Raw genomic sequence first — 21,505 nt, forward strand, 5'->3', positions numbered from 1 at the left:
TTCTAAAAAGTGAAGGGGAAATTAAAGTTCAAATAAACGATTCCAATCAATTCAACATCACTTTTCCAATAAGTTATCCTAATTACATAAAAAACATATCTTTAGAGAAACCAACCTCCAATGATTAACTTCTTTCGGAAAATCCGCCAAAACTTACTTTCAGAAGGAAAGACTGGAAAGTATCTCAAATATGCTATTGGAGAGATAATCCTTGTTGTTATTGGAATTTTGATTGCCTTGCAGATTAATAATTGGAATGAGGGAAGAAAAGATAGAATAAAGGAACAAGTAATCCTTAAACAACTTCAAGAAGACTATCAAGCTAACCTTGTACAATTGGAACAGAAAATAGAGACAAGGGAAAAGGTTCTTACTTCGGCATTTAGATTGTTAAGGGCTTTTGATAATCCTGTTGGAATTGTTCGAGATAGTGTAATTCAAGACCTGGCTATGGTGCGCAATGATCCGACATTCGATCCTATACAAAATGACTTAATCAGTTCGGAAAATTTAAGATTGATTCGAAATGGCAAATTGAAACACCTACTATCCAACTGGTCTTCCGATGTAGTTGGAGTGACAGAAATCGAAGTAGTTTGGACTAAAGTAGTGAATGAGCAATTTGATCCAATTATATCAGATTTGGGATTGGGTAGAGATATCTATAATAGTTTTATTAACGACATTGACCATTATTGGCTATTAGATAAAAATATAAATGCATACAAAGAAGAAATTGGAACTTCCAGCCTTGGAGCAACTCTAAATGAAATATTGACAAGTAAAAAATTGGAGTCTATGATTTCAATATCTATTGCTAATAATAAAGGAGCAAATCTGCAATCTGAAGCTTTGCGCCTCAGAATTTTGGAGATCTTAAATTTATTAAGAGACGGAATAGAAAAATAACGAAAGCGCAACAATGTATATGAAATCATAGCTCCTATTCGTTCACTACGCTTCATTTACGAACCGTTAAGTGAAAGTTTTAAAAAGAAAAAATGACAAACAACATTAAACTCGGACTTAAAGAGAATTGGAAACAGTTTACACTTTTGGTAATAGTGAACGGATTTGTGGGCGGAATGATCGGAATGGAACGCTCCATCTTTCCACAGTTTGCAGAATTAGAGTTTGGTGTTGCTTCTAAAACAGCCATTCTTTCATTCATTACAGCATTTGGAATTACTAAAGCCATAGCCAATTATTACACAGGACGACTTGCCAATAAATTCGGACGTAAAAATTTACTTCTATTTGGCTGGCTAATTGCAATTCCTATCCCGTTTATGCTTATTTACGCGCACAATTGGAGTTTCGTGATTTTAGCAAATGTGCTATTGGGAATTAGTCAAGGTTTAACTTGGAGCAGTACTGTAGTGATGAAAATTGACCTCGTTGGCGAGAAAGACCGTGGTTTTGCCATGGGGTTAAACGAATTTGCAGGTTATTTTGCAGTTGGAATCGTCGCTTTTTTGACAGGATATATTGCCAACACCTATGGTATTACCCCTTATCCATTTTACATTGGAATTTTCATTTCTATTGTCGGTTTTATTTTGACAGCCTTGTGGGTTAAGGACACAAGAGTGTTTGCACATAAAGAAAGTGTTACAGATAATACCCCACAGCTCGACAATGTATTTTGGGAGACGACTTTTAAAAACAAGACTTTGAGTTCAGTTACACAGGCAGGACTTGTCAATAACCTGAATGATGGTATGATTTGGGGATTGCTTCCTATTGTTCTCATGTCTCTGAACTATAATAATGAAAATATAGGTGTTGTTACAGCTATTTACCCAACAGTTTGGGGAATAGGTCAGCTATTCACAGGAAAAATGTCTGACCATTACTCAAAAAAGGCAATGCTGTTTTGGGGAATGTTTTTACAGGGTTTAGCCATTTTACTTATTCCATTCAGTAGTGGCTTTTATATATTGTCATTGATTTCGGCAATTTTAGGTTTAGGAACAGCTTTGGTTTATCCAACTTTTCTTTCCACAATTGCCTCTGCAACAAGCCCAAGGCAACGAGCTGAAAGCATTGGTTCCTTTAGGCTTTGGAGGGATTTAGGGTATGCATTTGGTGCAATTTTATCTGGAATCACAGCTGACTTACTCGGAATATCATTTGCCATATTTTTGATTGGTGGTTTAACAATCATTTCCTCCCTCATCATTAAATTCCGCATGCCTGAACAAATAAAATCCATCAAAGAATGTATTGAAGTTGAAGAAGTAAAAAAGGCAATTAAAGCGAACAAGAAGATTCAAATCATTGACGTAAGAAACAAGGAAGAATATGAACAAGCGCACATTCCAAATTCATTGAACATTTCACTACAAGAATTGAAATACAAAATTTCCCAACTTGACAAGAATGTTCAATTTGTAATTGCTTGTGGAAAAGGTGGAGGACGCTCAGCAGACGGAGCAAAATTGTTGAAAGAATTTGGACTAAATGCAATTTGGCTTTGTGGAGGAACAAATAAATGGTTGAAAATTGAAAAGTAAAAATCCAGCACCTAGCAAAGGGTATAGTTCATGCCCTTCGGGACACGCACCATACCCAAGCCGTTATCAAAGTCAAAATAAAGGATAACTTATCGTTTCAATTCCAACCATTTATAACGCTTTAATTATATTTGAAATAACGAAAGTATTTCAACCATAAAAGTTCACAAATCGTCAACATGAATTGTAAACTTTCGCAGGATATTGATAAATACTGGGCTAATGAACGCAGGTTCTGAACCCAGTCAGGTCACTTAAAAACCGTTAAGCAAATGCTTAACGGTTTTTTATTTTTAATTCCTACCTGGTTATTGACTTTATACATGGGACAAAGGAAACGGAAACCTACATCCATCGGCATAATTTATTGAGGACGTTGCTCCACATATGCGACAAGGTACATATCCATTGTACCCTTTAGATAAAGTGTCCCGGTTCTTTACGGTATATGACCCAGATCATTTGATATACGCCCGATACACAGGATCTTAGTAAGATGATAAAAAGCAATGGCCATGAAAAAAACAACAACATTGATTGCTGCTTTTATCTATATGGGCCTTAGCGCCCAACTTCCTGACAATTTGGATTTTGTGAGCCCGTTCCACGAAGGATTTGCAGCAATACAAAAAGAAAACAAGTGGGCTTTTGTTGATGAAACTGGAAACATCGCTATTGATTTTAGGGATGATCTTTATTGGAACACAGATGCCAACACATCTTACAATGATATCAGAGCCATGGCCTACCCTCAATTTTCGAGCGGTAGATGTGTGGTTCAAAAAATAGTGGATGGTATACCAATATTTGGATTTATTGATACTACTGGCAAATTGGTCATAGAACATCAATTTTTGAATGTTGCTCCATTTGATAATGGGTGGACAACAGGTATTATTTTCGAAAAAGTGTTTAGAGGCAAAAATGAATTCAACCTGGATATTTATGAATTTAAATTCCATGAAGTATTGATGGATGCAGACGGCAATATCAATGAGTTTCTAAACCGTAGGCATAATATTCAAATGACAAAAAGAAGGTATGAAATACCAGAAATACGTTCTAAAATATTAAATGGAAACTTGATAGCCGTTGAAAAGGATAACCTCTGGCACATCAAAAAAATAGACCTCTAAATCAAATCGTAAAGCCTACAGGTCATTCAACAAGCGAACTGGATTGTCCACACTTTAGGGGATGGGCAATCCAGTTCTTTTTAATTGTTGTCCTCGGTTAGGCAACAACTTCTTCTTTGTTTCTTTCAGAAACAATTTTTTCAATTAAATCGGGTACTTTTTCAAATGCGGCCGCTAATCCGTGGGTCTTGCCGGCTTCCAAAAATGAGATTTCATCTCCTTTGGTCACCAAAAAGCCGATAGGTTGAATACCGATACCGGCACCTGCACCGGCTCCTTCCCCTTTTCTTGCTTTGCCTTCAACGCCTTCGCCTCCTCCGGAGCCAAATCCCATACCTACTTTAATTACAGGTACACACTTAAATTCACCCAACTGAAAGGGTTCACCAATAATGGTGTCTGTCTTGGCCTCTGACTTGATAAAGTCAGTTACCTTGTTCAATAATTCTTCAAAATGTAAATCCATGACCTTAAAATTTTTAATGATTAATAAATGTTTTTAGAATTCTGTAAGGCCTGTTTCGAATGTCCAACACCAATCTGTTATGGTCTTCAAAATTGATATGGAACGAGGCTACATACCGATTTAGCAATACAAAAACAGGATACATTTTTGCATTGGCCACGTAATCGCCGGTATCCATATCCAATGCAAACCGTTTAACCTCGAACGATTTGAGCAATTGGACCATCTTCCTTAACGTAATCCTCCTTTTGGGTTTGGTTCTCTTTTTTTTGGCCGGTTGTTTTGGTTTTGAAGATTTTGTCAAGGGATAGAAACAGCGTTCATAAAAAAGCACTTTTAACCGAACTCGTAAAAGTTCTTTCTCATCGGGTTCGAAACTCGCCTTTGCCAAGCCCTTTAAGCCTGCATAATACTTTCCTGTATCCGTGTCAATAAAAATTTGAATTGGAACAAATAACAGCCCAAGGGCAAGGAGCACAACTAATAATATCACAATGGTCAGTATCATTAGCTTTTTGCCACAAAGGAAATAGGACTATGTTTTATATGCAATGACGCGGGTCAGCATCGCATAAATAATTCGGTAAAAGTTGATAAGTTTTTTTCCGGTGCTTTTTTTGACTGATCTAACTCATATTACAAATCGGTTTTTTATTGGTAATTTGATATCTGTATTCATACCGGGCCAATGAAGTATCCTTTAATATTCTGCATTGTTTTAATCAGTTTTTTCTCTTGTAGCGAGAGCAAAGAGAAAGTCTACCCGACTTTAATGCCTTTAACAGAATCCGTGTATGCCTCTGCCACAGTTCAGCCGGACAGTCTTTATCAAGCCTATTCCATAGTAATCGGTATTTTGGACAAAACCTGGGTCGAAGAAGGTGATAAAGTAAAAAAAGGTGACCCAATCCTTCAAATCACGAACACTTCACCGGAATTAAATGCGGAGAACGCCAAATTATCGCTACAACTCGCTCGTGAAAATTATAATGGCAGAGCAGCTGTCCTTACTAGCATTCAAGATGAAATTCATGCTGCAACCCTAAAGTTCACAAATGATTCTGTTAATTACTTCAGACAAAAAAACCTCTGGGACCAAAATATTGGCTCTAAGGTGGAATACGATAACCGAAAACTCAATTATGAACTCTCCAGAAACAACTTGGACCTGCTCAAAAGAAAGTATAGGCAAACAAAAAACGAGCTCGAGACCCAATTAAAGCAATCAGAAAACAATTACCGAACATCTTTGACCACTTCCGAAGACTTTACCATAAAAAGTAAGATAAACGGAACTGTTTATGCTATTTATAAAAATCCTGGGGAAATAGTAAATACCCAACAACCTGTGGCATCTATCGGTAAAAGTGAAGATTTTATAATTGAGTTATTGGTAGATGAAGTGGATATTGTAAAATTGAAAACGGGACAGCAGGTCTTCCTCACCCTGGATTCTTATAACTCAGAGGTTTTTGAGGCTACATTGGACAAAATATACCCGAGAAAAGATGAACGTTCGCAGACTTTTAAGGTAGAGGCCTTATTTAAAGACCCTCCCAGCACGCTGTACCCCGGACTATCTGGCGAAGGCAATATTGTTATTTCCAAAAAAGAGCAAACCCTCACCATCCCAAAAGAATACCTAATGGATGCATCCAAAGTGCTTACAGACGATGGTGAAATTGAGGTTACCCTAGGACTTCAAAATTTGGACAGGGTGGAAATTTTGAAGGGTATCGATGAAAACACCGTAATTTATAAACCGGAGCAATGATCAATTGGAACGTGATATTGGGCATTGCCAAAACACATCTTATTACCAAGATGAAATCCACGGTAACCGCAACACTTGGGGTTACTTTTGGAATTGGCGCCTATATCACCTTGGTAAGTTTTATGACAGGGCTCAACGGCATGTTAGATGATTTGGTACTGAACCAAACACCGCACATTCACATGTACAACGAGATTCGTCCTTCCAAAACCCAACCCATTTCACGTTACCAAGAGTTCCAAGGTGCCATGAATTTTGTACACTCCATAAAACCCAAACAAAATCAAGAAAAAATTCATAACGCACTCCCTATTCTCGGCTATCTAAAAAAGCATCCCAATGTAAAAGGAGCGACCCCCCAACTAAGGGCCCAAATCTTTTATCTATCCGGTTCCATAGAACTGGGTGGCAATCTAGTGGGAGTTGATATTATGGAGGAAGCTCGACTTTCCAACATTAAGGACAATATTGTGGAAGGCTCCGCAGAAGCCTTAAAAAACACCAATAACGGAATTTTACTAGGTGCGGGGCTAGCTGATAAAATGTCTCTTTCCATTGGGGACAGAGTTCAAATAAGCACGGTAGCAGGGGATATTTTCCCTCTGAAAATTGTGGGCATCTATCAAAGTGGAATTGCGGAAATAGACAATGTACAAAGTTTTGCAAACCTAAATACCGTGCAGCGTATATTGGGCGAGTCCGAAAACTACGTGACCGACATCAACATCAAATTATTGAACATTGGAGAGTCCGAGTCCATGGCCCGTAATTTGGAAAAACAGTTCAATATAAAGGCAGTGGACATTAATGAGGCCAACGCCCAATTTGAAACGGGCTCCAACATAAGGAACCTTATTACCTATGCGGTTTCCATAACCCTTCTTATAGTGGCGGGATTTGGTATTTACAATATTCTGAACATGCTCATTTATGAAAAAATGAAGGATATTGCCATATTAAAGGCCACAGGGTTCTCGGGTAAAGATGTGCAATACATTTTTATGGCACAGGCCATACTTATTGGAATTTTAGGAGGTCTTTTGGGTTTATTGATCGGGTTCGGTCTTTCTCACCTTATTGACAATACTCCCTTTGAAACAGATGCCTTGCCCACCATTACCACATACCCTGTAAATTACAACGGAACCTATTATTTTATTGGAATCGCCTTTGCACTTATTTCAACTTTTGTTGCAGGATATTTACCCTCCAACAGAGCCAAAAAAATAGATCCTGTAAAAATTATTAGAGGAACTTAGCTGAGCGTATGGACCGTGTTTTAGAAGCAAAAAATATCAATAAACATTTTCATAAGCCCAAGGATTTCCATGTGCTCAAAAATATTTCATTTGAGGTAAAGCAAGGGGAGTTTGCCTCCATTATGGGTAAATCAGGCTCTGGAAAATCCACCTTGTTGTACATTCTTTCCACTATGGATACCGACTATACCGGCGAACTATACCTCAATAACGAACTTGTAACAGGCAAGTCACAAAGAGAACTGTCGCGAATCAGAAACAAAAACATTGGCTTTGTATTTCAGTTTCATTATTTGCTTTCTGAATTCAGTGTATTGGAAAATGTAATGCTGCCTGCCAAGAAACTAGCGGAAAAGTCCCCCGAGGAAATTGAGAAGGATGCACACCGAAAACTTGAAATGTTACATATTGGCCATTTGGCCGATCAGCGAGCCTCTAGAATTTCGGGAGGTGAAAAACAGCGAGTTGCCATCGCAAGGGCCCTGATCAACGATCCCACTATTTTAATGGGTGATGAGCCTACAGGAAATCTGGACAGCCACAATTCTGAAAATGTGTTCAATATCTTTAAAAATTTAAAGGAAGAGCAAGGTCTATCGCTTTTAGTGGTGACCCACGATAAAGATTTTGCCAAGCGGACGGACCGTATCATTGAAATGGAGGATGGTATAATAATCAGTCATGGAACTTGAAATCATTAATTCTGATTCGCTTGCTTTTTTTGCTCTCGTTCCAATTTTCTAAAATACCTTCGGGTCAAGAAATTGTGTTTAAGGGCCTCCATATTCTGATTGAACTTTTCTGTTCCCTCTTCAATGTTCTTCATGGTTTCCATTAACTGATTGGCCAATACGGTATCGGTCGCCACCTTATTGAGGACTCCCTCACCATTTTTTATTTCTCCTATGACGGTGTTCAAATCTGTGGTCACCTTGGTAATTTCATTGCTCGATACTTCTAGGTTTTGTATAATGTTTCTAATCCTTTCTGCGGACAAAGTGTCCGACAGTAAAACTCCCGCAATTCCATCTCCCGAATTAATGGTTTTCAATGTTGTTTGAAGTTCGTTCAAAGTTCTATTCACCTGATTACTGCTCAACTTCAGGTTGGTGATGGTTTCCTTTAGATCATTTGCCATCAAGGTATCGTTCAGCAAACGTCCCAATGTACCTTTTCCTGTGGTTAAGGATTGAGTGACTTTCAATAGGTCCGAGGATAACAAAGCAGCATTTTCATTGGTTACACTTAGTGTATTGAGCATATCTTGGGATGAAATCTTACTGTAGGATCTCAACCTGGAACCATCTTCTATAAAAGAAGCATCTCCTTTTCCAGGCACGATATTGACCAACATACTGCCAACCAGGCCATCAGAGCCTATGGTTGCAATCGCATCACCTCTAATATGTCCCTTCATTTTTTTGTTGATGGCCATATGAACAATTATCGTGGAATCGTTTATCATTTCAATATTATCCACAGTACCAATGTCAATGCCTGAAAAGCGTACATTGTTGCCAACTTGTAGTCCATTTACATTGTTGAAGACCGCATTGACCGTAAATTTCTTCACAAACAGACTTTGCTCGTTCCCGATAAGATAAGCTGCAATTATCAGTAACAAGGTACCAAGCACCACAAATATGCCCAGCTTTAGATTCTGCATTGGAGTTTTTGTTGTCATATCATTTTTTAAAAAAGGCATTTATTTTAGGATCGGTCGATGCCACCAATTCTTCATAGGTCCCTTCAGCATAGTTGATTCCATCGACCAACAAAATCATTCTTTCGGAAATCACCCTGGCACAGTCAACATCATGTGTGATAATCAATGCAGATGTCCCATATTTTTTTTGGATACTCCTCATAAGTCCAATAATTTCCTTAGCTGTTATGGGATCCAAACCACTGGTTGGTTCATCGTACAATATCAGCTTGGGTTTTAAAATAATGGCCCGGGCCAGTGCAATACGCCTTTTCATACCTCCTGACAGTTCTTCGGGCATCAAATCCATGGTATGGGCCAAACCTACATTTTCCAAAGCTTCTTGAACCAGTGGCAAGGTATCGGTAATCCCTTCAAACTTTTTTCGGTGCCGCCTCATGGGAAACTCCAAGTTTTCCCTTACTGTCATGGAATCGTACAGGGCACTGCCCTGAAAAAGAAATCCGATATCCGAGCGCAATTCATCCAAATCCACTTGATCCAAACTAGCTATATCTTCTCCCAAAACCTCTACCAATCCGCTATCCGGGGTCATTAATCCAACGAGGCACTTGATCATAACCGATTTGCCCGATCCAGATTTCCCCATCACCACCAAATTTTCACCCTTCCGCAACATCATATTAAAACCATTCAATACATGGTTATCGCCAAAACTCTTGTACAGGTCTTGTATCCTGACTACAACCTCTTCCGAAGTTGTGCTGTTTTGAAGTGTCGCTATGTTTTCTTTCACATCCATCACAGTTCATAAAAAATATCTGATACGAAAACAGCAATAAAATCAACCACAAACAATAGCAAGGAGGCCATTACCACAGCGGTATTTGCCGCAATGCCGACACCGGCGGTGCCCCTTCCCGTCTTATAGCCCTTATAACAACCGGTCAATCCAATAACAAACCCAAAGAAAAAGGACTTTATGGTGGCCGGCACTAAATCCCCATAGGACAAGGCATCAAAAACCGTATTAAAATACAAGGTAAAAGACACATTCCCTTTCATGAATTCGACCAAAGAGGAACCAAAAAGAGCTATTAAGTCTCCAAATATCACCAACAGGGGGAGCATGAGCGTAGCCGCTAAAATTCGCGTGACCACTAAATATTTAAACGGGTTGGTACCGGAAACCTCCATCGCATCTATTTGCTCGGTTACCCGCATAGAGCCCAACTCGGCCCCAAAACCAGACGCAATTTTTCCAGAACAGATCAATGCCGTGATCACTGGACCAACTTCCCTAACTATGGAGATACCGACCATATTCGGCATCCAGGAAACTGCCCCAAACTCGATCAAGGTTGGCCTGGTCTGAAGCGTTAACACCAAACCGATGATAAATCCGGTCGTGGCTACCAGTAATAAAGATCTGTTGCCAACTTGGTAACTTTGCTTAAGCAATTCCTTAAACTCAAAAGGGGGCTTTACCGCTTGTTTAAAAAAGCGAACGGCGAAATAGGAAACATCTCCTATTTCGATAAAAAACTCCTTGGTCTTATTGATCATTTGCACTGCAATAGCCATATTTTATCGCATTTCGGCCTAATCAAAAATAAGTTTGTTGTGCTTACTTTCATATGACCAATATCATTAAGAAGCTTTCAATCAATCAGATGCACAGCTAAGCAAAACCTATTTTCCAGCTATTTTTGTGCTCTTCATAAACCCTACACTGAGCATCAGAAATGACTCAGGTCATTTACTGAACTTTTCAATCACACTACCTTACCGAATAAAATGTAACACTATGAAAAAGGCTATTTTATTCCTCGGATTATTCTTGGCTTTATCGGGATTTCAGGCCTGTGGCCCAGTGATTGTTTCACATAGACTGGCTGATCCGCCACCCCCATGGTTCTATCCACATAGGGTGGAAACGGTTCGATATGTATTTTTTCCAGAGTTCAGCATCTACTACGATCTCTCGGCGAGAACCTATATTTATTTGGATGGAGGCGTATGGAGACGAAATAAAGTATTGCCCCCACGTTACCGCTCCTACAACTTGAACAGGTCAAGATATGAACGGGTGCGCAACTATTTCGATGATAACATTGAGCGCTACCATAATCAAAATAACAGCAATAGAGGGCGCAGCAATAAAAGTGGTGTTAGAAGAAATAACTAAACATGCTTTGCTCTAACCATAGTTGAGTAATATCATAAAAATTAAGAAGCATTAGTTCTACTTTTAATAAGAACTAAAACATAATGGTATGCTTAATTCTGAAAAAATAGGAAACGAATTCTATCAAAGCCTTGGGAAATTATTTTATGCCGTGGCCATGGCCGATAATAATGTCCGACCCAAAGAAGTTAAAAGATTAAGGGAATATGTGCGGCAACATTGGTTGGATGTAGACAAATTTGAAGATGAATTCCATACCGATGCTGCCTATCAAATCGAGATTGTTTTTGATTGGTTGGAAGGCGAGGAAAAAGACGGGGAAGAATACTTTAAAGAGTTTAAGGAGTTCTACATGGAACACCATGAAAAATTTCCTGAAACCATCAAAAAGCTGATTGTAGAAACTGCTGAATCCATCGCAAGTTCCTTTGCTGGAAAAAATAGATCGGAGATGTTGACTATATTTAAGCTCAAACAGCTCTTTAACCACTAATATGGGATTAGCAGACTTTATTGACCATACCAATTTAAGACCCTCCGCCAATATTGCGGATATTCAAAAATTATGTGAAGAGGCTAAAACCTATGGTTTTTATGCCGTATGTGTAAATGGTTGTAATGTGCCCATCGCTAAGGAAACATTAAAAGACACTGCGGTAAAAGTAGCTGCCGTAATTGGTTTTCCATTGGGCGCCATGTCCACCAAAGCAAAGGTTTTTGAGGCCGTGGACTGCATTGAAAATGGTGCTGAAGAAATTGACATGGTCATCAATATCGGGTGGATGAAATCAGAAATGTACGATGCTGTTCGAGATGAGATCGAGGCTATTAAACGGGCCATAGGGGATAAAATACTTAAGGTAATCATTGAAACATGCTACCTTACTGATGCAGAAAAAGAAAAAGCTTGCGATCTGGCGATCGAGGCCCATGCCGATTTTGTTAAAACTTCCACTGGATTTGGAACCGGTGGTGCCACTTTTGAGGATGTAAAACTGATGAAAAGTATCGTTGGTGAAAAAGCAAAAATAAAAGCTTCCGGTGGAGTAAAGGATAGGGAAACCGCTATACAATATATTGAGCTCGGTGTATCAAGAATAGGCACATCCTCTGGTCCCAAACTATTAAAACAAGAAGCCCCATGAGTACCCATATAGAAGCTAAACCCGGTGAAATTGCCGAAACCGTTCTAATGCCAGGAGACCCATTAAGGGCCAAATGGATTGCGGAAACATTTCTGGAAAATCCAGTATGTTATAACAAAATCCGTGGTATGTTGGGCTATACCGGCACTTATAAAGGAAAAAGAGTCTCCGTTCAGGGCAGTGGAATGGGAATGCCATCCGCAATGATCTATTTTCACGAACTCATCAACGATTATGGAGTTAAAAACATTATCCGAGTGGGGTCCGCAGGATCGTACCAAGAAGATGTAAAGCTCAATGATGTGGTATTGGCCATGTCAGCTTCCACCACCTCAGGCATCAATAACTCAAGGTTCATCAACTCGGACTATTCTCCGACCGCCGATTTTGACCTTTTTATAAAAGCCGTTGATTATGCCCAAAAAAACAACATTCCCATAAAGGCGGGAAATGTGCTTTCATCTGATGAGTTTTATGGTGATGACCCCGAAGAATACAAACTCTGGGCCCAATATGGTGTTCTTTGCGTCGAAATGGAAACCGCAGGGCTTTATACCGTTGCGGCAAAATACAATGTAAAGGCTTTGACTATTTTAACCATTTCCGATTCCTTGGTAACAGATGAAAGGCTTTCTGCCCACGCACGGGAAACAACTTTTAAGGACATGGTCCGAATTGCGCTCGCGGCTGCAATATCTTAAGTGCCATTTTCAACAATTGGCGCTTTTGTTTAGATGGCAGGCCTGCAAAACCTGATCGGCCTTGCTTCCATCCCTATAAATGGTTATGCCCTTGAGCCCGTACTTCCAGGCCGTCATGTAAATATCCGAAACGGTTTCTTTGGGGGTGCTTTTTATTAGGTTAATCGTTTTGGATACGGCATTGTCCGTATATTTTTGGAAAGCCTGTTGGTGTTTTAAGTGGTATTCCCATGGAATCTCCAAACTTGTTTCGAACACTTTTTTTACCTTTTTAGGTATATGCTCCAACTGTTGTATACTTCCGGTATTGAGCACTTCATTTTTCACCTGATCTGTCCATAATCCTAATGCTTGCATTTTACCCACAAAAATCGGATTCACTTCCATTTGCGTTTGATTATCCAATATACCAACACGTTTGTAAGCCAAGGCATATAAGGGCTCAATGGAATACGAAGTATCCGCAATTACCGAAATACTCCCTGTTGGTGCTATACTGTTGCAAGTAGCATTTCGCATGTGTTTGTTTGGATGGAAAGTGCTTTTTTTCCAATTGGGAAAATCGCCCCGTTCCTTGGCCAATTCAGCTGAGGCCATATAACTCTTTGATTGAACAAATTGCATGATTCTTTCTCCCAGTAAAATGGCCTTTTCAGAGGCATAAGGTATATTGAGCAATGCCAACATTTCCGCCCAGCCCATTACACCAAGCCCCACTTTTCTATTGTTTTTTGTTATAGCTGCAATTTGCGGAAGTAAATAATGATTTATAGATACAATATTATCCAAAAACCTAATGGCCGACGCAATGGCACGTTCAAGCTTATTCCAATCCACTGCCGTCCCTTCCGGTTCTTTTAATGTGACCATTTTGGATAGATTGATAGAGCCAAGGTTACAACTTTCATATTCGAACAGTGGAACTTCGCCACAGGGGTTGGTACTTTGGATTTTACCAATTTCGGCCACCGTATTATGTTTGTTTAACGTATCCAAGAAAATAAGGCCTGGGTCTCCCGTTGCCCAAGCTTGTGAAACTATTTGGTCCCAAAGCTTCTTGGCTTTGATGGTTTTTGCAATCTTTTTTGTTCTCGGGTTCATCAACTTCCAATCTCTTTCATGTTGTACAGTCTCCATAAAATCATCCGTAATGCCCACGGATAGATTAAAATTATGCAAAGTATCTCCTGCTGTTTTTGCAAGGATGAACTCCTCGATATCTGGATGGTCCACATTTAATATACCCATGTTTGCCCCTCTCCGTTTTCCTCCTTGTCTTATATGTTCCGTTGCAGTATCATAAATCTTGATGAAGGCCATAGGGCCCGATGATACCCCTCCAGAGGATGAGACCATGTCGCCTTTAGGTCGGAGTTGAGAAAAGTTATATCCCGTTCCTCCCCCGCTCTGATGAATCATAGCTGTGTTTTTTAAGGTGGTAAATATGCTGCTCAGGCTATCTTCAACGGGTAGAACAAAGCAAGCGCTCAGCTGCCCATTGGGCAATCCTGCATTCATCAATGTTGGGGAGTTCGGTAAAAAATAGAGATGGGTCAATAGGTCATTAAACCTATCCTCCCACTTTTCTTTATCCTCATTTTCAGCACTTGCCACATATTTGGCTACCCTACTAAAAAGTTGCTCCGGAGTTTCAATTACCTCATCTTCGGAATTCTTTAGCAAATACCGGGCATTAAGTAATTGTAGGGCGTTTTTGGAAAGTTTCATTTTGTTTTGAGTGACATCCCTGTTTTCTCTGTCAAAATTTCTTTTAATGCTTTGGTAGTGGTGGAGTCTATCAAGTTTAAAGCTCTTACACCACACAACTCCTTCACCATTCTTGCTCCCGCCAAAGTATTGGAAGCAACCCCAGTGACAATATCGGGAACCAGTTCAAAAGCCTTCATCAAACCATGAACTGCATAAGGGTCCGAAGCACTCAAAATGGTGCATTTAATATGTTCCCTAAGCGCATTTATGGCAACATCCCCATTATAAGGTTCCAAAGGGGACGCTCCAATTTCTATAATGGCAACATCGGCATTTTCCGTTGCAATTCTACTGAGCATTTGATCAAGTTTTTCCTTGTACACCTCGGTGGGGCAAATGGACGAAGGAAGTCCCACATCCACAAAATCCATTATCTTGTCGGCTCCAACATCCTTGAAGGCCAAAATATCCTTATATCGACCAGCTCCTGTAAGTTTTGCACCCACCACTTTATAGCCTGCCTGCTTAAAAATGTTGGTTACTATTCGGGCAGAGGTCGTTTTACCGGCGGACATGGAGGTACCCACAAACAGGATTACCGGAGTATTGAATGGAACTTTGGGGATATTCTCAACAAAATCTTCCATGGTTACCTTTTTGCCTTCCCTAACCGCATGACCTTTGTAAATAATCTTGATCATTTTAGGAATAAACATGGACTTGGACGTTAGTTTTCCCAAAAGCCCGGCACCTGTTAGTACCGTCATTTTTAAATCGTCCGTTACGTTTCTCCAACTCCCTGTCGCTTCCAGAGTTGCATAACGTTCTCCCAATACGCCTACAATAAACTCACCAGCGATAACTCCTCTCATCCTACCGTTTGGGAGTTCTATCTTCAAGCTCTCCCCTCCTTCGTTCAAAATTTCACAAACGACATAATCACCAGTTTGCCATTGGTCTTGTGGCAACTCCTTTACTTGAAATCCTTTTTCCGCCAAATCGGAAATTCGGGTCAACGACGCGTAAATATATTTGTGGTCCATAATACAAAGTTTAATTGTCCCCTACTTCGGCCAACATTAATAGGGCCAACAATGCTGTCCTAACCGGAAACTCGTCCAATAAAATATGTTCATGTTGGGCATGGGCCCCATCCCCCGTAGTACCCAACCCATCCAAGGTAGCGGTATATAAACTGGTGGTATTGCCATCCGAACCCCCGCCTGCGGTCGCCTCCTCCAAATCCAATCCTAAAAGGGCCCCGTTGGCCTTTGCCAATTTCCAGAGCATCCTATTGCCTGGTGTATGCTCCATCGGAGGTCTTCCTATTCCCCCTTCTATGTGCACCTCCACCTCAGGTAATGTAGGTTTGAGCGCAAGAATCCGTTTTGTTATCTGTTCGCCATCTTTTTTGTTCAATACACGAACATCAACGACCGCTTTGCTTTCAGGTGCAATTACATTGGGTGAAACACCGCCTTCTATCATCCCTACATTTACGGTAATCCCCTTGTCAAAATCGTTCATAGCGTACAGTTGCTGCACTTGATGGGACAACTCTACAATGGCACTTGCCCCCTTTTGAGGGTCCAGTCCAGCATGGGCAGCTTTCCCTTTTACAGTGATCGTAAAGCGGCCAAGGCCTTTTCTGGCGGTTTTCAGTTTACCCTTCAATCCCAACGGAGGTTCCATGACGTAAGCTCGTTCGCAGACCTTGGCCAATCGTTCAATGGCTTTTCTGGATTCCTTGCTTCCAATTTCTTCATCGGAATTGATCAGAATAACAGGAGTCAGTGGCAAACTCAAATTCAATTTGTCAATGGCCTTTAAAGCAAATATGATCTGGGTAAGCCCAGCTTTCATATCATAAATTCCGGGGCCGCTCATAATTGCGCCATCTTTTGTCAATGGCATCTCTTTAAGTGTATCTCGCTCCCATACGGTATCACAATGGCCGATCATTAATTGCAAAGCCTTGTTTTTATCCCTGTTTTTTGGTCTTGCATATAGGAAGCCACCTGTTTCCTTTCCTGGTACCTGCAGTGTATAAAAACCTAATTCTTGTAACGCTTCCCCTATAAATTTCAAAATCTGATATTGGGACTTCGGGTCACGGGAAGGTGATTCCAACGATACGAGCTTCCCCAAAAAATCCAACATTTCTTCCTCACTTGATTTGAGTTGATTCAAGATACCATCGGCCATATGTGTAACCTTGGATGTCATCTTTTAAAATCTTTAGGAAAAGGAAAGTTGTAAGTTTCATCGATTTTGGCAAAACGACCATAAGAAATGTATGCTAGCAACGGGTTATTTTTCAATTGTGCCTGTTCGTCCTTTTCGGATACACGTAAATACTCATTACGCACGCAGGCATGCTTGATACTCCCCGTAATAATGCTGTTCTCGCCAAAACCATCAATAATCTTGAACAACTCACATTCCAAGTACAAATAAGCGTTTTTGACCAAAGGTGCGTCCATGGAAGCTGCTTTGATCAAGGGCAAGGCTTCAACAATCTGTTGGGACTTGGTCAATGCATCTGATCTTGGAGAAGCGCTCAATGAAGTGGTGGTCACTTGGTCGGGAGTTGGAAAACTGACCGTGAACTCTCCTGTTTTTTTTACATTTTGATACGTACAGTGCCGTGGGGTACAGACGAACCCAAAATAGTTATCGAACCCAAGCGGGGTTGCCATATGTTTTGGCGCAAGATCATACCCATCTTTCTCTTTGGTTCCAACAACAACCAAAGGAGCAACAGTAAATATCCTATCCCAAATTGGATTCTGGATATCCAATGAAACGTATTTCTTGTCCTGAAGAATGTTCATAATATCCGAATTGCTATTTCTAAAAATACAATTATGGATCAGGGTCTCCTATGACCTAAATCAGGAACACCGTACGGAAACAACAGGGCTCCCACACTTAAAAAACCAATGGTTTCACAAGTAATTTGAATGACCTAAATCATTTTAAATGATGGTATTGTAACCTAGATTTGAGATAATCCATAGCTATGGTTAAATCACGGCTTAGGGAAATAAATGATGTAAAATGTCTACCGAATCCGAATATAAAGGCAATAATGCCAATGGGAACAACAAGAACGAAAAACCCAAACCTCCCAAAGGAGGCAGTAATCTAAGTTGGGTATATTGGATAGTGTTGATTTTCCTAATAGTTTTTCCATTTTTCACCAATACCATTGGAACGTCCAAAGAAATTGCCTGGTCTAAATTCGAGGATGACCTTTTGGCCAAAAATGCTATTGAAAAGATTGTTGTCATCAACAAAGAGGTTGCGCAGATCTATGTCAAAAAAAGTGTTTTGGACGATCCCGAATTCAAAAATGACAATGATGGGCTATTCTCCTCTAACTCGGGACCCCAATATTATATCACCATTGGTTCAGTAGAAAGTTTCGAGAATAAATTACAACGTGCACAGGAAGATGCAGGCATTTCTGAAAAAATTGATGTTAGATATGAAAACCGGACAGATATTGTCACCATTTTATCTTGGCTATTGCCTCTAGCCTTTTTCATTTTTATCTGGGTATTCATGTTTCGCAGAATAGGCGGTGGAAAAGGGGGTAGCTCTATGTTCAATTTTGGTAAGTCCACGCCAAGACTTACGGAAAAAGGCACCAAAAGCAAAGTGAGCTTTAAAGATATTGCCGGTCTTAAAGAAGCAAAGACCGAGGTAATGGAAGTTGTGGACTTCTTAAAGAACCCGGAGGATTACACCCGATTAGGTGCAAAAATCCCCAAAGGCGTTTTACTTGTTGGTCCGCCAGGAACCGGAAAAACCTTAATGGCCAAAGCTGTTGCCGGCGAGGCCCAAGTGCCTTTTTTCTCCATGTCGGGTTCCGAGTTCGTGGAGATGTTCGTAGGTGTGGGCGCATCACGTGTTCGTGACCTTTTCAAAAAAGCAAAGGCAAAAGCACCAAGCATCATTTTTATTGATGAGATTGATGCCGTTGGCCGCTCCCGAGGCAAAATAAATGCCTTCCAAGCGAATGATGAACGCGAAAGCACTTTGAACCAATTACTTACCGAATTGGATGGATTTGGCGATAATACCGGGGTTATTGTTTTGGCTGCAACCAACCGTCCCGATGTATTGGACAAAGCTCTTTTACGCCCTGGAAGGTTTGATCGCCATATTTATTTGGAACTCCCCAACCAAACGGAACGGGCAGAGATCTTTAAGGTACACGTTCGTTCCTTAAAACTTTCAAAAAATGTTGACATCGATGTTCTGGCCAAATTAAGTCCGGGATTCTCTGGGGCAGACATTGCCAATATCTGTAACGAGGCGGCTTTGATCGCAGCACGAGAAAAGAAAGACGAAGTGGAACAAGAGGATTTCATGGCTGCTAGAGATCGGGTTATTGTTGGAATGGAACGGAAAAGCAAGATTATCTCCCCCAAGGAAAAGGAAATCGTTGCTTATCATGAAGCCGGCCATGCCGTTGCCAGTTGGCACTTAAAACATGTGGATTCCCTTGTAAAGGTCTCCATTATCCCAAGAGGTAAATCACTCGGTGCTGCATGGTATTTACCGGAAGAACGTCAAATCGTGACCAAATCACAATTTATTGACCAAATGTGTGCTTCCCTTGGTGGACGGGCTGCAGAGGAAATTATTTTCAACGAAATCTCATCCGGAGCACTGGACGACCTTGAAAAAGTGACCAAACAAGCCTATACCATGGTCTCCTACTATGGTTTGGATGAAGAGATAGGACCCATCAGCTTTTACGATTCCACTGGCGATAACGAACGCTTACTTGGAAAACCTTATAGCGAGGAGATGGCCAAACAAATTGATCATGAAGTACATAATTTGATTATGTCCGCCTATGAACGAACCAAAAAATTATTGCTAGCACATAAAAAAGAACTGGAAAATTTGGCACAATTGCTTCTAAAAAAAGAGGTTGTGGATAAAGATGACCTTGAAGAGCTTTTGGGCAAGCGAGGTGAAAAAATATTGGGTAAGGAAACTGAAAAGCCCAGCAATCCGAACTTGCTGATAAATTATTTCAATATTCTAAACAATAAATATAGAGAACCGTTCAATTAAGTTACCCCCCCGACTTTTTGAACATAAAAACAACATGTCATGGAAACATTAATTTACGATTCAGACCTCCATTTTGAACACAAACAATGGGAACGCGAGCTTGATTTCTGGAAAGACGAATTAAAAACATTTAAACACAGGTTAAGTGAACTTATAACTCGCTACGACGACAAAATAGTTCTTGTGAAACTGGAACATTATCAGAATGAGTTTATCTTACAGGGTAGTGTTATCGAAGAACTAGAGGAAGCCATTGCGCAACATGAGTCCAACATGGCCGAACATAGTAAAGTGGGCGAGGATGCCCTGGACGTCTCCTTAGTTAAAAAACATGTGGAATTCAGAAAAAAAATGGAAACTCAACGTCGAATTTATGCCGATCTTAAAAAGGAATTCTTTGGATTTTTAACGGAATACTGGACATAAATAATTGGCCGCTTAGAATATTACTGTTACCAACAAATAATCTAAGAAAATTATTTTAGCCCTTTTGTGTAGGTTCCAACGAAACCGGCAATTCAAAAACCTCAAGGGAAAAATAGGGTAGAGCAGCTAATAAGTGGTCAAAAATATCGGCCATCACATATTCATAGTTCTCCCAACGTTTATCGGAGCTAAACGCATAAATTTCCAACGGAATCCCTTGAGAGGTAGGTTGCAATTGCCTTACCATAAGGGTCATCCCTGTATTGATTGCAGAATGGTGCTCTATATAGTCCGTAACGTATTTTCTAAAAACACCAAAATTGGTCAGGTTGCGCCCATTGACCAAAAGTTCCTTGTTTATTTGGTTGGATTCGTTATAGCTTTTTATTTGCTCGTTCCTATTGGCAATATATGCTTCTACCAACTGAATCTTTTTTAGCTTTTCGACTTCTTCGGGTGTTAAAAACCGAATACTCTTTTGACTTACGATCAATGACCGCTTTATTCGACGACCTCCGGACACCTGCATGCCCCGCCAATTTTTAAAAGAATCGGAAATCAAGGCATATGTCGGAATCGTGGTTATGGTCATATCAAAATTCTGAACTTTAACCGTAGCCAAACTTATCTCCACTACGTCACCATCGGCACCATACTTCTCAAAAGTTATCCAATCCCCTATCCGTACCATATCATTGATAGTAACCTGTATACTGGCCACAAGGCCCAAAATAGAGTCTTTAAATATGAGCAGCACTACTGCCGATGCAGCACCGAGCGCCGTAAAAAACTTCCATACCGTGGTATCTGTTACAATGGCAAAAATGGTTAAGATACCAACCACCCAAGCAAAGATCATGAATACCTGAACATAACTATCTATAGGCTTATCCTTGAATTTTGGAAGGGTTTTCAGATATCCGTTCACACTTTTGAAAAACTTTCGGAAAATGATCAATGTTAAAAAAACGAACAGTATTTTAATCATTTTCAGCACAATACCACCGGCATAATCAAAATCTGAAAAGGCAACGGGAACAAACTCAAGTAAAATTAAAAGCGGAACTACATGTGCCACAAAACGTGGTACTCGGTGGGCCACCAAAAAATTGTCAAAATTATTTTTTGATTTTCTAGCCAACTTTATAGACAATGCACGTAATATCTTCCAAAGAAGAACATCCAGAAAAAAAACAAGTACAAGAACTACAACAACCAATACAAACAAGTTGATGTAAGAGGCCAAACCCTCTGCCATTCCTGTTTCTATCAAATAATTATATAGTAAGCGACCTAGATCTTTTTCCACAGTTTGCAGTTCAATAAACATAAAAACAAAATTACAAGATTTAATCCACCTCCCAATACAAGGAAATCATCATTTTATAAAAGGAACAATGGATGTAAACTTTAAAAGATCCATT

General features: G+C 40.1%; 22 protein-coding genes. 12 read left to right on the forward strand and 10 right to left on the reverse strand.

Annotation, left to right across the window (positions count from 1 at the left end):
- The first annotated feature begins 120 nt into the window (after positions 1–120).
- The 3 genes from J0X13_RS15150 to J0X13_RS15160 all read left to right on the forward strand — a co-directional run bounded on the left by J0X13_RS15150 (position 121) and on the right by J0X13_RS15160 (position 3,652).
- Positions 121–909 carry a DUF6090 family protein gene (locus tag J0X13_RS15150; RefSeq protein WP_207072228.1) on the forward strand — a complete coding sequence of 263 codons (789 nt, stop codon included), beginning with the start codon at positions 121–123 and terminating at the stop codon, positions 907–909.
- Between the two features lie 92 nt (positions 910–1,001).
- A complete protein-coding gene (locus J0X13_RS15155) occupies positions 1,002–2,516 on the forward strand; it encodes an MFS transporter (RefSeq protein ID WP_207072229.1) in 1,515 nt (504 codons plus the stop codon).
- A gap of 515 nt (positions 2,517–3,031) precedes the next feature.
- On the forward strand, positions 3,032–3,652 hold the full coding sequence (locus J0X13_RS15160; protein WP_207072230.1) for a WG repeat-containing protein: 621 nt from the start codon (positions 3,032–3,034) through the stop codon (positions 3,650–3,652).
- Between the two features lie 97 nt (positions 3,653–3,749).
- Here J0X13_RS15160 and J0X13_RS15165 read toward each other — a convergent pair whose 3' ends face one another.
- Both J0X13_RS15165 and J0X13_RS15170 read right to left on the reverse strand, forming a co-directional pair.
- Entirely contained in the window at positions 3,750–4,118 is a 369-nt protein-coding gene (locus J0X13_RS15165) for a GerW family sporulation protein (RefSeq protein WP_207072231.1), read from the reverse strand.
- 13 nt (positions 4,119–4,131) lie between these two features.
- On the reverse strand, positions 4,132–4,626 hold the full coding sequence (locus tag J0X13_RS15170; RefSeq protein ID WP_207072232.1) for a hypothetical protein: 495 nt from the start codon (positions 4,624–4,626) through the stop codon (positions 4,132–4,134).
- Positions 4,627–4,806: 180 nt separating this feature from the next.
- Between J0X13_RS15170 and J0X13_RS15175 the strand changes: the two genes are divergently transcribed.
- The 3 genes from J0X13_RS15175 to J0X13_RS15185 are packed head-to-tail and all read left to right on the forward strand — an operon-like array spanning position 4,807 to position 7,843.
- Positions 4,807–5,892, forward strand: coding sequence for an efflux RND transporter periplasmic adaptor subunit (locus J0X13_RS15175; RefSeq protein WP_207072233.1), 1,086 nt, complete (start codon positions 4,807–4,809; stop codon positions 5,890–5,892).
- The gene (locus tag J0X13_RS15180; RefSeq protein WP_207072234.1) at positions 5,889–7,151 is read left to right on the forward strand and encodes an ABC transporter permease; all 1,263 of its coding nucleotides are present in this window, start codon (positions 5,889–5,891) and stop codon (positions 7,149–7,151) included. Before J0X13_RS15175 ends, J0X13_RS15180 begins: the two co-directional genes overlap by 4 nt.
- Positions 7,152–7,159: 8 nt before the next feature.
- Positions 7,160–7,843 (forward strand): ABC transporter ATP-binding protein, encoded by a 684-nt coding sequence (locus tag J0X13_RS15185; protein WP_207072235.1) that lies wholly within the window; start codon positions 7,160–7,162, stop codon positions 7,841–7,843.
- 5 nt (positions 7,844–7,848) lie between these two features.
- Here J0X13_RS15185 and J0X13_RS15190 read toward each other — a convergent pair whose 3' ends face one another.
- From J0X13_RS15190 to J0X13_RS15200, 3 genes are read right to left on the reverse strand one after another with little or no spacing between them, the layout of a single operon-like run.
- Positions 7,849–8,835: an MlaD family protein gene (locus J0X13_RS15190; RefSeq protein WP_207072236.1), complete on the reverse strand. Its 987-nt coding sequence runs from the start codon at positions 8,833–8,835 to the stop codon at positions 7,849–7,851.
- Position 8,836: 1 nt separating this feature from the next.
- Positions 8,837–9,619 (reverse strand): ABC transporter ATP-binding protein, encoded by a 783-nt coding sequence (locus J0X13_RS15195; protein ID WP_207072237.1) that lies wholly within the window; start codon positions 9,617–9,619, stop codon positions 8,837–8,839.
- Positions 9,619–10,401, reverse strand: coding sequence for an MlaE family ABC transporter permease (locus tag J0X13_RS15200; RefSeq protein ID WP_207072238.1), 783 nt, complete (start codon positions 10,399–10,401; stop codon positions 9,619–9,621). Before J0X13_RS15200 ends, J0X13_RS15195 begins: the two co-directional genes overlap by 1 nt.
- Positions 10,402–10,624: 223 nt before the next feature.
- On the opposite strand from J0X13_RS15200, the gene J0X13_RS15205 reads away from it, so the two are divergent.
- From J0X13_RS15205 to deoD, 4 genes are all read left to right on the forward strand, one after another.
- A complete protein-coding gene (locus J0X13_RS15205) occupies positions 10,625–11,005 on the forward strand; it encodes a hypothetical protein (protein WP_207072239.1) in 381 nt (126 codons plus the stop codon).
- Positions 11,006–11,093: 88 nt separating this feature from the next.
- Positions 11,094–11,498: a hypothetical protein gene (locus J0X13_RS15210; protein ID WP_207072240.1), complete on the forward strand. Its 405-nt coding sequence runs from the start codon at positions 11,094–11,096 to the stop codon at positions 11,496–11,498.
- Position 11,499: 1 nt separating this feature from the next.
- Positions 11,500–12,150 (forward strand): deoxyribose-phosphate aldolase, encoded by a 651-nt coding sequence (gene deoC, locus J0X13_RS15215; protein ID WP_207072241.1) that lies wholly within the window; start codon positions 11,500–11,502, stop codon positions 12,148–12,150.
- Positions 12,147–12,851, forward strand: coding sequence for a purine-nucleoside phosphorylase (gene deoD / locus J0X13_RS15220; RefSeq protein WP_207072242.1), 705 nt, complete (start codon positions 12,147–12,149; stop codon positions 12,849–12,851). Before deoC ends, deoD begins: the two co-directional genes overlap by 4 nt.
- A gap of 9 nt (positions 12,852–12,860) precedes the next feature.
- Here the strand turns inward: deoD and J0X13_RS15225 are convergent, their stop codons facing one another.
- From J0X13_RS15225 to J0X13_RS15240, 4 genes are read right to left on the reverse strand one after another with little or no spacing between them, the layout of a single operon-like run.
- Positions 12,861–14,579, reverse strand: coding sequence for an adenosylcobalamin-dependent ribonucleoside-diphosphate reductase (locus J0X13_RS15225; protein ID WP_207072243.1), 1,719 nt, complete (start codon positions 14,577–14,579; stop codon positions 12,861–12,863).
- Positions 14,576–15,604, reverse strand: coding sequence for a hypothetical protein (locus tag J0X13_RS15230; RefSeq protein WP_207072244.1), 1,029 nt, complete (start codon positions 15,602–15,604; stop codon positions 14,576–14,578). The genes J0X13_RS15225 and J0X13_RS15230 overlap by 4 nt, the downstream gene beginning before the upstream one ends.
- Positions 15,605–15,614: 10 nt before the next feature.
- Entirely contained in the window at positions 15,615–16,787 is a 1,173-nt protein-coding gene (locus J0X13_RS15235) for a M20 family metallopeptidase (protein ID WP_207072245.1), read from the reverse strand.
- Complete coding sequence (locus J0X13_RS15240; protein ID WP_207072246.1) at positions 16,784–17,395, reverse strand: flavin reductase; 612 nt, start codon at positions 17,393–17,395, stop codon at positions 16,784–16,786. Before J0X13_RS15240 ends, J0X13_RS15235 begins: the two co-directional genes overlap by 4 nt.
- Positions 17,396–17,621: 226 nt before the next feature.
- On the opposite strand from J0X13_RS15240, the gene ftsH reads away from it, so the two are divergent.
- Both ftsH and J0X13_RS15250 read left to right on the forward strand, forming a co-directional pair.
- Positions 17,622–19,655, forward strand: a complete 2,034-nt coding sequence (gene ftsH, locus J0X13_RS15245; RefSeq protein WP_207072247.1) for an ATP-dependent zinc metalloprotease FtsH — start codon at positions 17,622–17,624, stop codon at positions 19,653–19,655.
- A gap of 39 nt (positions 19,656–19,694) precedes the next feature.
- Entirely contained in the window at positions 19,695–20,081 is a 387-nt protein-coding gene (locus tag J0X13_RS15250) for a hypothetical protein (RefSeq protein WP_207072248.1), read from the forward strand.
- A gap of 55 nt (positions 20,082–20,136) precedes the next feature.
- Here the strand turns inward: J0X13_RS15250 and J0X13_RS15255 are convergent, their stop codons facing one another.
- The gene (locus tag J0X13_RS15255) at positions 20,137–21,411 is read right to left on the reverse strand and encodes a mechanosensitive ion channel family protein (protein WP_207072249.1); all 1,275 of its coding nucleotides are present in this window, start codon (positions 21,409–21,411) and stop codon (positions 20,137–20,139) included.
- Positions 21,412–21,505: the final 94 nt, after the last annotated feature.

Source organism: [Muricauda] lutisoli (nom. illeg.) (assembly GCF_017313105.1).
In the GTDB taxonomy this organism is placed as follows: Bacteria; Bacteroidota; Bacteroidia; order Flavobacteriales; family Flavobacteriaceae; genus Flagellimonas; species Flagellimonas lutisoli.

What these genes read in the sequence shown, in the direction of transcription:
- J0X13_RS15150 (WP_207072228.1), top strand. Translation starts at nt 121, where the DNA reads ATGATTAACTTCTTTCGGAAAATCCGCCAAAACTTACTTTCAGAAGGA.
- J0X13_RS15155 (WP_207072229.1), top strand. Translation starts at nt 1,002, where the DNA reads ATGACAAACAACATTAAACTCGGACTTAAAGAGAATTGGAAACAGTTT.
- J0X13_RS15160 (WP_207072230.1), top strand. Translation starts at nt 3,032, where the DNA reads ATGAAAAAAACAACAACATTGATTGCTGCTTTTATCTATATGGGCCTT.
- J0X13_RS15165 (WP_207072231.1), bottom strand. Translation starts at nt 4,118, where the DNA reads ATGGATTTACATTTTGAAGAATTATTGAACAAGGTAACTGACTTTATC.
- J0X13_RS15170 (WP_207072232.1), bottom strand. Translation starts at nt 4,626, where the DNA reads ATGATACTGACCATTGTGATATTATTAGTTGTGCTCCTTGCCCTTGGG.
- J0X13_RS15175 (WP_207072233.1), top strand. Translation starts at nt 4,807, where the DNA reads ATGAAGTATCCTTTAATATTCTGCATTGTTTTAATCAGTTTTTTCTCT.
- J0X13_RS15180 (WP_207072234.1), top strand. Translation starts at nt 5,889, where the DNA reads ATGATCAATTGGAACGTGATATTGGGCATTGCCAAAACACATCTTATT.
- J0X13_RS15185 (WP_207072235.1), top strand. Translation starts at nt 7,160, where the DNA reads ATGGACCGTGTTTTAGAAGCAAAAAATATCAATAAACATTTTCATAAG.
- J0X13_RS15190 (WP_207072236.1), bottom strand. Translation starts at nt 8,835, where the DNA reads ATGACAACAAAAACTCCAATGCAGAATCTAAAGCTGGGCATATTTGTG.
- J0X13_RS15195 (WP_207072237.1), bottom strand. Translation starts at nt 9,619, where the DNA reads ATGGATGTGAAAGAAAACATAGCGACACTTCAAAACAGCACAACTTCG.
- J0X13_RS15200 (WP_207072238.1), bottom strand. Translation starts at nt 10,401, where the DNA reads ATGGCTATTGCAGTGCAAATGATCAATAAGACCAAGGAGTTTTTTATC.
- J0X13_RS15205 (WP_207072239.1), top strand. Translation starts at nt 10,625, where the DNA reads ATGAAAAAGGCTATTTTATTCCTCGGATTATTCTTGGCTTTATCGGGA.
- J0X13_RS15210 (WP_207072240.1), top strand. Translation starts at nt 11,094, where the DNA reads ATGCTTAATTCTGAAAAAATAGGAAACGAATTCTATCAAAGCCTTGGG.
- deoC (WP_207072241.1), top strand. Translation starts at nt 11,500, where the DNA reads ATGGGATTAGCAGACTTTATTGACCATACCAATTTAAGACCCTCCGCC.
- deoD (WP_207072242.1), top strand. Translation starts at nt 12,147, where the DNA reads ATGAGTACCCATATAGAAGCTAAACCCGGTGAAATTGCCGAAACCGTT.
- J0X13_RS15225 (WP_207072243.1), bottom strand. Translation starts at nt 14,579, where the DNA reads ATGAAACTTTCCAAAAACGCCCTACAATTACTTAATGCCCGGTATTTG.
- J0X13_RS15230 (WP_207072244.1), bottom strand. Translation starts at nt 15,604, where the DNA reads ATGGACCACAAATATATTTACGCGTCGTTGACCCGAATTTCCGATTTG.
- J0X13_RS15235 (WP_207072245.1), bottom strand. Translation starts at nt 16,787, where the DNA reads ATGACATCCAAGGTTACACATATGGCCGATGGTATCTTGAATCAACTC.
- J0X13_RS15240 (WP_207072246.1), bottom strand. Translation starts at nt 17,395, where the DNA reads ATGAACATTCTTCAGGACAAGAAATACGTTTCATTGGATATCCAGAAT.
- ftsH (WP_207072247.1), top strand. Translation starts at nt 17,622, where the DNA reads ATGTCTACCGAATCCGAATATAAAGGCAATAATGCCAATGGGAACAAC.
- J0X13_RS15250 (WP_207072248.1), top strand. Translation starts at nt 19,695, where the DNA reads ATGGAAACATTAATTTACGATTCAGACCTCCATTTTGAACACAAACAA.
- J0X13_RS15255 (WP_207072249.1), bottom strand. Translation starts at nt 21,411, where the DNA reads ATGTTTATTGAACTGCAAACTGTGGAAAAAGATCTAGGTCGCTTACTA.